Origin of the sequence: Streptomyces sp. NPDC005706, from assembly GCF_040631045.1 — a bacterium.
Taxonomy (GTDB): domain Bacteria; phylum Actinomycetota; class Actinomycetes; order Streptomycetales; family Streptomycetaceae; genus Streptomyces.
The window spans coordinates 221208-234768 of sequence record NZ_JBEXYS010000008.1; the positions used below are offsets into that span (position 1 = coordinate 221208).

14 protein-coding genes are annotated in these 13561 nt (G+C 74.4%); 9 read left to right on the forward strand and 5 right to left on the reverse strand.

Annotated elements, in window-relative coordinates; genetic code table 11:
• Nucleotides 1–891: a DMT family transporter gene (locus ABZ478_RS17300; protein WP_359549986.1), complete on the reverse strand. Its 891-nt coding sequence runs from the start codon at nt 889–891 to the stop codon at nt 1–3.
• Between the two features lie 442 nt (nt 892–1333).
• Here ABZ478_RS17300 and ABZ478_RS17305 point away from each other — a divergent pair, with 442 nt between their 5' ends.
• Nucleotides 1334–2095, forward strand: coding sequence for an SDR family oxidoreductase (locus tag ABZ478_RS17305; protein ID WP_359550040.1), 762 nt, complete (start codon nt 1334–1336; stop codon nt 2093–2095).
• Between the two features lie 67 nt (nt 2096–2162).
• Nucleotides 2163–2930: a polysaccharide deacetylase family protein gene (locus ABZ478_RS17310; RefSeq protein WP_359549988.1), complete on the forward strand. Its 768-nt coding sequence runs from the start codon at nt 2163–2165 to the stop codon at nt 2928–2930.
• Between the two features lie 13 nt (nt 2931–2943).
• Here the strand turns inward: ABZ478_RS17310 and ABZ478_RS17315 are convergent, their stop codons facing one another.
• Nucleotides 2944–3993, reverse strand: a complete 1050-nt coding sequence (locus ABZ478_RS17315; protein ID WP_359550042.1) for a galactosyldiacylglycerol synthase — start codon at nt 3991–3993, stop codon at nt 2944–2946.
• A gap of 368 nt (nt 3994–4361) precedes the next feature.
• Between ABZ478_RS17315 and ABZ478_RS17320 the strand changes: the two genes are divergently transcribed.
• The 3 genes from ABZ478_RS17320 (at nt 4362) to ABZ478_RS17330 (ending at nt 7447) form a co-directional block, all read left to right on the forward strand.
• Nucleotides 4362–5273, forward strand: coding sequence for a DMT family transporter (locus tag ABZ478_RS17320; protein WP_359549990.1), 912 nt, complete (start codon nt 4362–4364; stop codon nt 5271–5273).
• 286 nt (nt 5274–5559) lie between these two features.
• Nucleotides 5560–5907 carry a hypothetical protein gene (locus ABZ478_RS17325; RefSeq protein WP_359549991.1) on the forward strand — a complete coding sequence of 116 codons (348 nt, stop codon included), beginning with the start codon at nt 5560–5562 and terminating at the stop codon, nt 5905–5907.
• Between the two features lie 163 nt (nt 5908–6070).
• Nucleotides 6071–7447, forward strand: a complete 1377-nt coding sequence (locus ABZ478_RS17330) for a PhoX family protein (RefSeq protein WP_359549993.1) — start codon at nt 6071–6073, stop codon at nt 7445–7447.
• A 75-nt stretch (nt 7448–7522) separates the two neighbouring features.
• Here ABZ478_RS17330 and ABZ478_RS17335 read toward each other — a convergent pair whose 3' ends face one another.
• Together ABZ478_RS17335 and ABZ478_RS17340 are read right to left on the reverse strand one after the other, a co-directional pair.
• On the reverse strand, nt 7523–7696 hold the full coding sequence (locus ABZ478_RS17335) for a hypothetical protein (RefSeq protein ID WP_358940212.1): 174 nt from the start codon (nt 7694–7696) through the stop codon (nt 7523–7525).
• A gap of 80 nt (nt 7697–7776) precedes the next feature.
• Entirely contained in the window at nt 7777–8133 is a 357-nt protein-coding gene (locus ABZ478_RS17340; protein ID WP_359550044.1) for a PRC-barrel domain-containing protein, read from the reverse strand.
• 111 nt (nt 8134–8244) lie between these two features.
• Here ABZ478_RS17340 and ABZ478_RS17345 point away from each other — a divergent pair, with 111 nt between their 5' ends.
• Entirely contained in the window at nt 8245–8646 is a 402-nt protein-coding gene (locus ABZ478_RS17345) for a PPOX class F420-dependent oxidoreductase (RefSeq protein WP_359549995.1), read from the forward strand.
• Nucleotides 8647–8740: 94 nt separating this feature from the next.
• Nucleotides 8741–9067: a hypothetical protein gene (locus ABZ478_RS17350; protein ID WP_359549996.1), complete on the forward strand. Its 327-nt coding sequence runs from the start codon at nt 8741–8743 to the stop codon at nt 9065–9067.
• A gap of 5 nt (nt 9068–9072) precedes the next feature.
• Here the strand turns inward: ABZ478_RS17350 and ABZ478_RS17355 are convergent, their stop codons facing one another.
• Nucleotides 9073–9627 carry a L,D-transpeptidase family protein gene (locus tag ABZ478_RS17355; protein ID WP_359549998.1) on the reverse strand — a complete coding sequence of 185 codons (555 nt, stop codon included), beginning with the start codon at nt 9625–9627 and terminating at the stop codon, nt 9073–9075.
• A 495-nt stretch (nt 9628–10122) separates the two neighbouring features.
• On the opposite strand from ABZ478_RS17355, the gene ABZ478_RS17360 reads away from it, so the two are divergent.
• Both ABZ478_RS17360 and ABZ478_RS17365 read left to right on the forward strand, forming a co-directional pair.
• The gene (locus ABZ478_RS17360; RefSeq protein WP_359550000.1) at nt 10123–11316 is read left to right on the forward strand and encodes a YbdK family carboxylate-amine ligase; all 1194 of its coding nucleotides are present in this window, start codon (nt 10123–10125) and stop codon (nt 11314–11316) included.
• 248 nt (nt 11317–11564) lie between these two features.
• Nucleotides 11565–13349, forward strand: a complete 1785-nt coding sequence (locus tag ABZ478_RS17365) for an N-acetylglutaminylglutamine amidotransferase (RefSeq protein ID WP_359550003.1) — start codon at nt 11565–11567, stop codon at nt 13347–13349.
• Nucleotides 13350–13561 lie beyond the last annotated feature (212 nt).

Sequence of the window (13561 nt, forward strand, 5' to 3'; positions counted from 1 at the left end):
TCAGTGCCGGTGGATCAGGTGGTGCGGCGGCGGCTCGGGGCGGCGCTCGCCGCTGGGCATCACCGGATGCCGGCCCAGCACGAAGACCCCGGTGAGCGCCGCCACCACCCCGGCCGCCTGCCAGGCCAGCGCGCCCGGCGTCGTCCGCAGCTCGTCGTTGAGGAAGCCGATGCCGCAGGCGATGCCGCTCAGCGGCTCTGCGGCGCTCAGCGAGGGCAGGGACAGCCGCAGCGGCCCGGCCTCGAAGGCGCTCTGCACCAGCAGCAGCCCCACCACCGCCAGCGCCACCACGCCCCACGGCTGCCACGAGGCCAGCAGCCCGGTGAGCCCCTCGGCGCCGAAGATGCCGCCGCAGACCCGGGTGAGCGCGTCCTGCAGGCCGTACAGCGTGCCGGCCGCAGCGGCCAGGAGGGGCGGCCGGTGCAGGAGCCCCAGTCGCTGGGAGACGACGACGAGGATCCCGGCCACCCCCAGCACGCAGCCGATCACCACCCAGTGCCGCAACGCGCCGGCCTCGCCCTGACCGCTGTGCGGGCGCCCCGCCACCACGAAGGCCGCGACCCCGCCGCTGAGGGCCAGCGCCCCCAGCCACCCCGACCAGCCCAGCGGCTGGTCGCCCATCCACCGGGCCAGGGCCATCGCGAAGAGCAGGTTCATGGTGAGCAACGGCTCCACCTGGGCCAGGCTGCCCTGCGTCAGCGCCAGCGCTCCGAGGACCTGACCGAGCACCATGCAGCCGATGCCCGCCAGCCACAGCGGCACCCGCACCAGGTCCAGCAGCAGCCGGAAGGACAACATCAGGGACAGCGGTTCGCGTTCGGCCGCGTGCTGCTGGAGCACGAAGCCGAAACCCAGCAGACACGCGGCGGGAAGGCCGAAGAGATACACCACGGCGTGCCATCCTCCCGCCCGGGCCGGGCGAAGGCTCCGGACGGCGGGACGCAGGCCGGGACCGTCCAGGAAAGAACACCCGCATGGCTCATCGCCGTGCCGTCCGGCGCGCCGGTGGCGACGCAGCGAAGCGCCGAAACGGCCCGGGGGCGGTCACCTCACCGGTTCGGCACGGACGGACCCGACCGCGCCGTGCCCGGGCGCCTCCCGTGCCCGCGGGCCGGCGCCCCGGCACGTTTGAAAGCCGTGAGCTCCGGCTATCCCTCGATGGTCGTCGGCATCGACGGGCGCACGGCGCACGGGCGCACGGGGACGGGCGGGGCGGAGAGCGTGCGCTCACGAGCGGCCGGCGGACCCCGTGATCCGCGCCGGGGCCCATCACTCGAGGAGGTTCAGCTTGGGACGCGCCACGGCGGATCCGTACCCCGCCCCGTCCACCCTCCTGCCGGGCACCGCGCCCACAACGGGCGTGGCGCTCGTGACGGGCGCGTCCTCGGGAATCGGCGCGGCGGTCGCGCGGGCCCTGGCGGGGGAACGGTGGACGCTGCTCCTCTCCGGACGCGACCGCGCCCGGCTGGACGCGGTGGCGCGCGAGACGTCCGGCGTCGCCATCCCCTGCGACCTGGCCGGCGCCGACGGCGCCCGGCAACTGGCCGAACACGCCCTGCGCCGGGCACCCGGCGTCGATCTCCTCGTCGCCGCGGCCGGAGTGGGCTGGGCCGGCCCGTTCACCTCGATGCCCAGCGGCGAGGTGGACCGGGTGCTCACCGTCGACCTGGCCTCGGTGGTGCACCTGGTCCGCCAGGTACTGCCGCACATGGTGGCGCGCGGCCGGGGCCGTCTGGTGCTCATCGGCTCCGTCGCCGGGTGCGTCGGGGTGCGCGAGGAAGCGGTGTACTCCGCGGCGAAGGCGGGCCTCGGCACCTTCGCCGACGCGCTGCGGTACGAGCTGAACGGCACCGGCGTCGGGGTGACCCATGTCGTACCGGGCGTGGTGAACACGCCGTTCTTCGCCCGGAGAGGGGTGCCCTACTCCCGCCGCCGCCCGCGTCCGGTCCCGCCCGAGCGGGTGGCCGCGGCGGTGGTCGAGGCCGTGCGCGGCGGACGCCACGAGGTGTTCGTGCCCGGCTGGCTCCGCCTCCCGGTCGCGGTCCGCGGCCTGGCACCGAAGCCGTACCGGCGCCTGGCGGCCCGGTTCGGCTGACGACCCGTACGGCGATCCGTCAGTGCCCGCCGACCGCCGGACCGGACGAACGAGAAGGGAGACGCGTATGCGGGGCGGAGCCCGTCGTGGCCGGCTGCTCACCGCGGCCATCGCCGCCGTGCCCGTGCTGGCCGCCGCCCATGTCGTCCCGGCCGCCACCTGGCTCCCCGGACCGCGCCGTGCCTGGCTGCCCGCCCTCGCCGGCGCCGGCCGCACCGACCATGTGGCGCTGACCTTCGACGACGGCCCCGATCCGCGTTCCACCCCCGCCTTCCTCGCCGCGCTGGACGACCTGGCGGTCCGCGCCACGTTCTTCGTGCTGGGCGAGCAGGTGCTGGCCCACCGGCGGCTCGGCCACGAGATCGTCCGGCGCGGTCATGAACTCGCCGTGCACGGCTGGACACACGACCGTCCCTGGCGGCCCGCGCCGGTCAGGGAGACCCGGCGGCTGGCCCGGGCCGCGTGGGCCGTCGCGGAGGTGTCCGGCGCGAGACCGCTGTGGTACCGGCCCCCGTACGGCATCCTGACCGGCGACCGGCTGCTGGCCGCGCGCCGCACCGGGCTGCGCCCGGTCCTGTGGACCGCCTGGGGCCGCGACTGGGCGGCCGGTGCCAGCGCTGACTCCGTGACGGCGACCGTCCTGCCGGACCTGCGGGGCGGCGGCACGGTGCTGCTGCACGACACCGACCGGCAGGCGGCACCGGACTGCTGGCGGGCGGCGCTGGCCGCGCTGCCCCGGCTCGTCGGCGCCTGCCGCGGGGCCGGCCTGACCGTCGGACCGCTGGGCGAACACGAGGTCGGGCACCCGGCGCGCACGGCCCGCACCGGACGCTGAGGTCGCCCGGACGTCAGGAGCAGAGACGTTCCAGCGGGCCCACGACGTCACCCCGGAGCAGACCGCGGGCGGCCGAGGCGTGCCGGCCGGGCGCCGGGCCGCCGGAGGTGAGGCGGTCCAGGGACCGCACGAGCTGCCACGGGGCGGCGGCGTGCTCGGTCAGGCCGAGCGCCGCCATGCGGCGCACCCCCTCGGCGCCGTGGCCGGGGATCGGGCGGTATCCGACGACCGGCACGCCGACGGCCAGCGCTTCCAGCGACGTCTGTCCCGCCGCGTTGTCGACGACCGCCGCGCACGCCGAGAGCAGGCCCGGCATGTCGTCCACCCAGGACAGCGCGAGCGTCCCCGGCACCTTCGACAGCGGGCGGCGCAGACGCTCGTTGCGGCCGCACAGGACGACCGGCAGATAGCCCGCGCCGGCCAGCAGCCGGGCCGTCGCGCCGAGCCGGCTGCCCGCCCCCCACGCGCCCGCGGACAGCAGCACGGGCGGGCGTCCGCCGCCCGCCGTGAGCCGCCGGCGCCAGGACGCCTCGCCGGCCGGGTGCGGACGGAAACGGTCCGCCAGCAGCGGACCGCAGGCGGTGGCGGGGCGCCCCAGACGGTGCCGCACCTCCCGGGCGATCTGCGGGGTGAGGCACAGATGCAGGTCGTTGCCCCGGTGCAGCCACTGCCGGTGCACGGCGAAGTCGGTGATGACCACCGCGCTGGGCACCGCCAGCCGCCCCCGCGCCCGCATCCCGCCGGTGATCTGGGCGGCGAGGTGGAAGACCGACACGACCGCGTCGGCGCGCTCGCGCGCCACCTCCGCCCGCAGCCGGTCGCCGGCGAGCGCGGCGAGCGGCGCGCTGCCGGGCCGCGGCCCCCCGCCGCCGCGGAAGAAGGCGGCGTAGATGCCCCCGTAGAGGGCGGGGACATGCCGGATCGTCGCGCGGTAGAAGCCGCGCAGCCCGTCCCCGACACGGGCGGGCAGCAACTCCAGCACGTCCCGGTGCACGGCCTCGTGCCCGCCCGCGCGCAGCCGCCGGGCCAGCTCGCGGGCCACCGCGTCATGGCCCGACCCCATGCTCGCGCTGACCACCAGCAGCCGGCTCACGGCAGCCTTCGCACCGTCGCGGCGGCCGCCGTCCGTCCGGCCGGGCGGGCCCGCGCAGCGGGGCGGGCCGGAGGGCACGGGCACGGCCGGGTGCGCGTATGCGGCATGGTCACCTCGTGGGAGCAGTGAGCGACAGGCACGACGGGTGTCCGCGACACCGGCCGCCGACGGGCGCCGACCGGTCTCCACCCTTCGCAGCCCTTCGCATGCGGGCGGTAGGAACAGGTTTATCACCGTGCACGGCGGATACGTCTTTGTTCGCTTTGGCCTTCTTTGTCCGCCTACCGAGCGTGCGGTGGCCGCCCGCCGGGTTTCTCCCGCGAACGACAGGCAGTCGCATGAACGTGCTCACCGTCATCACGGCGCTGCTGTCCGCGCTGTCCAACGGGGCGGCGTCGGTCCTGCAGCGCCGGGCCGCGGTCGAGCCCGACGAGGTTTCCGGCCACGGCGCCCGCGCGGCGACGGCCCGCCTGGCGGGTCTGCTGCGCCGCCCCTTCTGGTGGGCGGGAGCACTGGCCATGTCGGCGTCGGCGGTCTTCCAGGTGATCGCCCTCGACTCCGGGCAGCTCTCGCTGGTGCAGCCCCTGCTCGCCAGCGAACTGCTGTTCACCCTGCTCATCGGTGCGATCGTGTTCCGTCGCCGCCCCACGGCGGGCACCTGGCGCGCCTTCGTGATGCTCGCCGGCGGACTGGCGCTCTTCCTGCTCAGCGCCTCCCCGGCACCCGGCGGCGACCGGGCCTCCGACTGGCACTGGCTCGCCGTCGGAGGCGGGCTGACGTGCTGCGTCGCCGTCCTCCTGGCGGCCGCCCGGCGCATGCGCGGCCCCCTTCAGGCCGCCACCCTCGGCACCGCGACCGCCGCCTGCTTCGCGGTCACGGCGGCGCTGATCAAGGAGGTGACCGGCCGGTTCCCGGAGGGGGTCACCGCGGTCCTCACCACCTGGCACACCTACGCGGCCGCCCTCACCGGCCTGCTGAGCGTCCTGCTGCTGCAGTGGGCGCTGCGGGCCGGCACGCTGGCCGCCTCCCAGCCCGCCCTGACCCTCGGCGACGCCCTGATCAGCGTCATCCTCGGCGGTCTGCTCTTCGGGGAGAGCATCGCCCTGGGCTGGCGGATGCTGCCCGAGATCGCCGGCGTCCTTCTCATGGCGCTGGGCATCATCGGCCTGACCCGGTCGCCCGTGATGTCCGCCGGCCGGAGCTGGGACGCGGCGGAGCCGGAGCCCACACGGGCCCGGCGGGACGCCTGACCCGCGCGGCCGCACCAGCCCGCGCGCGTGAACGGCGACCGGCCGGACCGGGGGAGCGGTCGCCGCGCCGGCCGGGTGATCCGTGTCCCGGGGGCTCGCCGGTCCGTCTCCGGGGTACGGCGCCGACGCGTGTCCCGGACGGTGAACCGGAGGGCCGGGCCGGTGCGAGGCGCCGTCGGCGCACGGCCGATTGTCAGTGCCGTCTGATTAATTCCGGTACAGCGAGATCGACATGGCCCGAAGTGGGTAATCGGTCGTCAGTTCCTGCGGTAGGAGGCCGTTCTTGATGCAGATGATGCTCCCGCGTCACCAGAGGTCCCAGGGTGCCCGGCTCGGTCGCGGCGCCGCCGATCTCCTGCGCATCATCGCCGACCCGGGCACCTCGGTCTTCCTGACGGTGCACGAGGGGGGACGCCGCAGGTACGCCTACTGGCAGCCGTTCGACCCGTCCACCGGCAGGGGCGGCGGATACGTGGCCCTGCCCGTGGCCGAGTGCGACGCGCTGCACGCCGCCGGCCGTATCGTCCTCGGCGACCCGCTCGTCGACCCCGGCAAGGTCACCTACCGCGTCAGATCCGCCCCGGCGCGGTCCGCTCGCGCGGGCGCCGTGCGGCAGATGGCCCGGGCGGCCTGAGCGCCGGGCGGGCGAGCGGCAAGTCCACCGGGCCGCCGTCGGCCCTGCCGCGGGTCGCTCGGCGGTGTGACGCGTGCGATGGGCGTGGTTCCCGAGGCCCGCGCCAGGTGATAGACACAGCGGCGTCACAGTTCCTGTCCGCCAGCAGGAAGGTTGCTGCCGTATGTCCGCAACACGCCGTCAGGTACTGGCCCAGGCAAGTGCGGTGGGGGCGGGTATCGCCTTCACCGGGGCCCTGTCCGAGCTCTTCGCGGGTACCGCCGCCGCGCAGAGCCTGGGCGACACCGGCTATGGCCCGCTCGTGCCCGACCCCGACGGGCTGCTCGACCTGCCGAAAGGTTTCCGCTACACCGTGCTCTCCCGCGAAGGGGACCGGCTCCGTTCGGGAGAGGGCCCGGTGCCCTCCAACCACGACGGCATGGCCGCCTTCGCCGGCCGGGGAGGCCGTACGCACCTCGTCCGCAACCACGAGAACCGGGTCACCGCGAAGATCCCCGTCCCGGTGGTCGGCGGTCTCACCTACGACCCGGCGGGCAAGGGCGGCTGTACGGCCCTGACGCTCGACGCCGGACAGCGCGTGCTGTCCGAGCGGGTGGCCATCGCCGGTACGGCCGTCAACTGCGCCGGTGGCCGCACTCCCTGGGGCACCTGGCTGACCTGTGAGGAGACCGAGGACCGGGCGGGCACCAACGGCTACACCAAGGACCACGGCTTCATCTTCGAGGTCCACCCCACCGATCCGCACCGCACCGGAGCCGTCCCGCTGACCGCGATGGGCCGCTTCCAGCACGAGGCGATCGCCGTCGACCCGCGCCACGGCGTCGTGTACGAGACCGAGGACGCCTTCGACAAACCCTTCGGCCTCTTCTACCGCTTCCTGCCGGAGAAACCGCTGGGCGGTGCCGGATCCCTGCGGGCGGGCGGCCGCCTCCAGGCGATGCGCGTGCCCGGCGTCCCCGATCTGTCGACGATCCAGGAGACCGGCGCACGGTTCGACGGCGTCGAATGGGCCGACGTGCCCGACCCGCTGGCCGCCGCCACCCCCACCCGGCTGCAGGACTACGGCCCCGGCGGCATCACCCACGCGCAGAAGCTGGAGGGCTGCTACTGGGGCGGCAGTTGTGTGTACTTCGTGTCGTCCTTCGCCCGCAGCGCGGACGGCTCGGCGGCCGACCACTACGGGCAGATCTGGCGCTACGACCCGGCACACCGCCGGCTGACCCTGGTCGTCGTGTTCGGCCCGGACACCGATGTGCGGCTGCCCGGCGAGTCCCCGGACAACATCTGCCTGGCCCCCAGCGGCGGCCTGATGGTCTGCGAGGACGGCAACGGCGCGCAGCACGTCTTCGGCGTGACCCGCAAGGGTGAGGTGTACGCGATGGCGCGCGGCCGCCAGAACATCGGGACGGCACAGGAGCCCGAGTGGGGCGAGTTCGCCGGAGTCACCTTCGCCCCCGACGGCCGCACGATGTACGTCAACTGCTACACGCCCGGCACCACCTTCGCGGTGACCGGGCCGTGGCGCCGGCAGCAGCGGTAGGTCCGCCGTCATGGCGGGGCGGGGCACTCGCCCCGCCATGACGCGGACGCCGGCACACCCCGTGGGCCGGCGCCGCTACCGCGCGATGCGGTGCCGCCGGCCGCCGCGGCGCAGACGCACGGCGCCGTAGACGAGGTCCACGAGCAGTACGGCGGCTCCGATGATCAGCAGATAGAACAGCCCGTGAGCGGCGAACCCGATGATGCCCAGGACGAGGGCCACGAGGATCAGGAGCAGAAACAGACTCATCAACTCTCCAAGTGGCTGCGGCCGTTCCGCGGCGGCCGGTTCGACGGCGGTGGCTCCACGGCGCGGTTCGGGGCGGGTGTTCAGCGGCGGCCGAGGCGGCGTTCGCCACCGGCGCCCGGGGCGTAGTCGAGTTCGTAGTGCGCGAAGACCGCCGGCTCCTGCGATGCCGGCAGCTCTCCGTCGGTGTCGATGGCGGGAGCCTTCCTCACCGCGTCCTTCGCGAAGGCGACCCGCAGATACCCCGGACCGACGGTCGCGCCGGTGAGCGGCACGAACGCCAGCCGGCGGCGGGTGGGCAGCCCCACGGTCACCGTGGCGAAGAACGGCTCGTCGGTGGCGGTGTCGACGTAGACCGACTCCAGGGCGCCGATCTTGCGCCCGCCCGGGTCGACCACGTCGTGCCCGCGCCACTCACGGATGTCGCCCGCCTCGAACATCATGTACCTCCACAGACCTGGTACCCGCGTAAGGGCGCCTGATGTCCCGCCGGCGCGCGGGCCGGCGTTACGTTTGTCCCAGCAGCCGCCGAACACCCCCGGAGAGCAACGGTGCCCGTACCCCTCGGTGAGGACGTGGTGGCGCTGCTGCGCCGCCCCAGCACCTGCTACATCGCCACGACGATGCCCGACGGCTCGCCCCAGCTCACCCAGACCTGGGTCGACACGGACGGCGAGCACGTCCTGATCAACAGTGTGGAGTCGCACCAGAAGACCCGGAACATCGCCCGTGACCCGCGGGTGGCCGTCGCGGTCTCCGACCCCTCGGACCCGGCCTCCTACGTCCAGATCCGCGGCCGGGTGGTGCGGGTGACCACCGAAGGCGCGGTCGGCCACATCGAGGCGCTCTCGCGGAAGTACCTCGGCGGCCCGTACCCGTGGTTCGGTGGCCGGGACCAGGTCCGGGTGATCTACGTGATCCGGCCCGAACGCGTCAGCGGCCCACGCGGCTGACCGCCGCGCGGGTCCGCAGGCGCGGACCAGGCATGTGCGCTGGTCAGCGGCCGTCCACGGGCCGACCGGGCCGAGTGCGGGCAGAATCGACGGTGTGGACGTGCAGCAGCTTCCGGAGAAGACGCCCGACGGACACTTCGTCGTCATCGGCGGGCGCCGCTGGCGGGCGACCGATCCAGCCCTTCCCGAGGAGGCCGCCGCCGCCCGCCTTCGACGCCATCTCATGGCGGCCCGTCGCGCGGTACGGTCCGCGACCTCGGCGGGCGACCGGCGTGCGGAAGAGTCGGCACGCGCACGCGTGCGACGCGCGAAGGCCGCACTGGTCGAACGCGGCACACCCTGGTGGGAACAGTCCGGGACCGAACGCCGCCGGCGCCGGCGGGACGGACTCGCGCGGCTCGACGAGGACGGCCCGCGGTGACCCGCTCAGGTCTGGAGGCGCTCCCGGTCCCCCATCACCACGACGGGGTGGTCACCGGGATCGAGGGTGCGCAGCAGGGTCCGCATGCCGGACTCCGGGACCGTGACGCAGGCCGACGTACCGTCGCCGTGGTCCAGGTGCAGCCAGATGCCGCCGCCCTTCTCCACACCTTCGGGCCGGGACCAGTCGTAGGGCGGGGCGCCCACCAGACGGTTGTAGTTGATGGCGATGACGTAGTCGAAGTCGTGGGCGTGGGCCTCGTCATCGGTGATCGTGGACGCGAAGGCGTGGTCGTCGTGCCAGTACGGCAGCCGGCTGCCCGGATTCCCGAGTGTGCCGCCCGCGTCGGTCAGGCCGAACACGCCGACGGGAGTGCGCTCGTCGTCCATGCGGTGGTCCGTCGTCCAGCCCAGCCTGCCGTTGTGCGCGGGCCAGGCCCCCGTCCGCTCCCAGCCCGTGGCTCGCCTCTCGTAGAGCACGAGGAGGCTGTCGGGCGAGTCCCGGCGCTCACCGTAAACGACCACGACCTGGCGGGAACCGGCCGGCACCTGCTGCCACATCCGGTCCCCGACCCCCGGGAGGCGAGAGCCCACGGACGCCGGGGGAGAGGCCGACATCGCAGGGTTGTTCGTTCCCGGCGCGCCACCCGGGCCCGTCGGCTCACCACTGCCGCACGCGTCCGTCGCCGCCAGCAGGAGGCCGCAGGCCAGCGCCGCGCATATGGCGTGCCGCGCACCACCGTGCCGCAGCCGCCGAGCAGTGGACCCCGGGACGGACCCGGTAACAGTGGATTTCCGCATGATCAGGATCCTGGGGCGCGTGAACCCGGCACGCATCCACACACGGCATCCGGCCTAACCCGGCACGCCCGGCGCCAGGGCGGTACCGGCGGGCGGGTCGCACCACCGCACGCTCATATGAGAGGTGTATGGGACAGATGTGCAGACGGAATTGATTGACACCGACTGATCAGGGAACCCGGGCCACGTCAACCGGCCGGTGCGGACTGCACGTCAGCGCACCGGCGGCTGTGGTCCACTCGCAGGGGAGAAGTCGTGACACCACGCCTCGGAGCGGAAGAAGAGTTCCATGTACTGGACGTGGAGAGCGGCCGACTCGTACCACGCGCCGCAGAACTGATCGAGCGCCTCGGCGGACCTGGCTTCACCACGGAGCTGCAGCGATCGGTCGTGGAGAGCAACAGCGCAGTGCACGGCACGCTCGAGGAGTTGTACGCCGACCTCTCCTCGACCCGGCTCCGCCTGGACTCGGCGGCCGCCGGGCTCGGCCTCGCCGTCGTGGCCGCGGGCACCGTGCCGCTGGCCCGCGTGCGCCCCCTGGACGTCACCGCCGACGCCCGCTACCAGCACATGGCCGACGACTACCGCATGGTCGCCGACGAACAGCTCATCTGCAGCGCGCAGATCCACGTCGACGTCCCCGACCGGGACACCGCCGTCCGCGCCATGTGCCTGGTCTCGCCCTGGCTGGCGCCGCTGCTCGCCCTGTCGGGCAGCTCCCCGTACTGGCTCGGGTCCGACACCGGGTACACCAGCTGGCGGACCATGCTGTGGCAGCGGTGGCCGACCGCCGGCCCGGCCGGCTGCCACCGGGACGCCGCAGACTACGACAGGTCGCTCGAGGAACTGATCCGGTCGGGCGTCATCAGCGACGCCGGCATGGCCTACCACGACGTCAGGCCGTCGGCCCACCAGCGCACGCTCGAACTGCGCATCTGCGACGCCTGCCCGCGGGTGGAGACCGTGGTGCTCGTCGCGGCCCTCTTCCGGGCCCTGGTCCGCGACGCCTGCGACCGCCTGGCACAGGCGCACGGCCCCCTGTGCGACGGCCGCCACGACTGGCTGCGGGCCGCCGCCTGGCGGGCCGCGCGATCGGGCCTCGAAGGCCACCTCGTCGACCCCGTCAGCCGCCGCCCGGCGCCGGCCGGCACCGTGCTGACCGGCATGCTGACCCGGCTGCGCCCGGCACTCGAGGCGTCCGGTGACTGGGACACCGCGCACGCGCTCCTGGAAGAGGCGCTGGCCCTCGGGAGCACCGCGCACCGGCTGCGCCGCGTCGCCCGGACCGGCGGCCTGCTCGCCGGCGTCGACATGCTGACGGCCGAGACCCGCGGCGAGCGGCCGACGGGCCGGTCCGCGGCCCGGCCGGCCCGGCCCGCCGCTTGGTGGGACCCCGTCGGAGCGCACGTCCCCGGCCACGGCACCACCGCTCCGGCCCGCAGCGCCTGAGCCGCCCGTCCTCCGGCCGGCCCGCGCGCGGCCTCCGTGGCCGATCAGGAGCCCGGGCCGGTCGGGACGCCCCGTCCCTCGACCCAGGAGAGTCAAGTCCCCATGCACACCTCGCAGCACCCCCCGGCCCCCGAACACCACCGCCCCTGGCGCACCGCACGCACGCGCGCGCCCGGGGCCCGGCACCGGCGCGGCACACGCCCGCTCGAGCCGGCCCACCTCACGGGCAGGGGACGGAGGAACGGCTGATGTGCGGGATCAGCGGAGAGATACGCCTCGACGGCGAGCGGCCGGACGTCGCCGCGGTGGAGCGGATGACCGACCGGCTCGCGGCCCGCGGCCCCGACGGCCGCGGTGTGTGGTCCCAGGGGGCCGTCGCGCTCGGCCACCGCAGGCTGAAGATCATCGACCTCTCCGACGACGGCGCCCAGCCCATGACGGACCCGCGCGCCAGGATCGCGGGCGTCTTCAACGGCTGTGTCTACAACTACCGCGAACTGCGCGACGAACTGAGGGCACTCGGCCACCAGTTCTTCTCCGACTCCGACACCGAGGTCGTGCTCAAGGCCTACCGGCAGTGGGGCACCGACTGCGTCCGGCACTTCCACGGAATGTTCGCCTTCGCGCTCGTCGAACTGGACAGCGGACGGGTCGTCCTCGGCCGGGACCGGCTCGGCGTCAAACCCCTGTACCTGACGCGGACCGCCGACCGGCTGCGGTTCGCCTCCTCGCTGCCCGCCCTCCTGGCGGCCGGCGACGTCGACACCTCCCTCGACCCGGTGGCCCTGCACCAGTACTTCAGCTGGCACGCCACCGTGACCGCGCCCCACACCGTCCTCAACGGCGTACGCAAGCTGCCCCCGGCCACGGTGCGCGTCGTCGAGGCCGACGGCACCCAGCACGACCACCGCTACTGGCAGCCGTCCCACACCCGCCGGCCCGAGTTCGCCGCCCTGGGCGCCGAGGACTGGACGGACGCCGTGCTGGACGCGCTGCGCACCGCCGTGCGCCGCCGGATGGTGGCCGACGTGCCCGTGGGCGTACTGCTGTCCGGCGGGCTGGACTCCAGCCTCATCGTCGCCCTGCTGGCCGAGCAGGGACAGCACGATCTCGCGACCTTCAGCGTCGGGTTCGAGGCCGAGGGCGGCGAGGAGGGGGACGAGTTCCACTACTCCGACCTGGTCGCGCGCCACTTCGACACCGCCCACCGCCAGCTCCTGGTGGCGTCGGACCGCATCCCGGGGGCGCTGGAGTCGGCGGTGCTCGCGATGAGCGAACCGATGATGAGCCATGACGTGGTCGCCTTCCACCTGCTGTCCGAGCAGGTCGCCAAGGAGGTGAAGGTCGTCCAGAGCGGCCAGGGCGCCGACGAGGTGTTCGCGGGCTACCACTGGTACCCGGCGATGTCCGGCGTTTCCCGGCAGCAGGCCGCCCAGGCGTACATCGACGCCTACTTCGACCGGTCCCACGGCGAACTCGCCCGCATCCTCGAACCCGGAGTGCTGGCCGGGCGGGACGTCTCCGCCGAGTTCGTGCGCGCCCACATGGCGGACGAGGGAGCGGAGACGGCGCTGGACGCCGACCTCCGGCTGGACACCCAGGTGATGATGGTCGACGATCCCGTCAAACGCGTGGACAACATGACGATGGACTGGGGCCTCGAGGCCCGCGTCCCGTTCCTCGACCACGAACTGGTCGAACTGGCCGCCGCCTGCCCGCCCGAGCTGAAGCTCGCCGACGGCGGGAAGGGGATACTCAAGGCCGCCGGACGCAAGGTCCTCCCGGCGGAGGTCGTCGACCGGCCCAAGGGCTACTTCCCGGTCCCGGCGATCAAGCACATGGCGGGCCCGGTGCTGCAACGGGTCCGCGAGGCCCTCACCGCCCCGGAGGCGAAGGAACGCGGCGTCTTCCGCCAGGAGTACGTCGCGGAACTGCTCGACGCACCCAACGCGCACCGCACCAGGCGAGGAGCGAACACACTGTGGCAGGTAGCGCTGCTGGAGATATGGCTGCAGACGCACGGAATCCGCTGACCGCGACCGACCCGGACGCGTGGGTGCCGGCGCCGCCGGGCGCGGGCACCGCCACCGCGACCGAGTCCCACGGCGGTGAACGGCGGCCCGCGGGGGCACCTCCGGCGGCCTCGGCGGCGCTCTGGCCGGCCCCGAGGACCAGGCTGTGCGCGCCCCGGACGGCGGTGACCGGGCGTCAACACGCTGGTCCTGCGCACCGACACCTCCGGTGA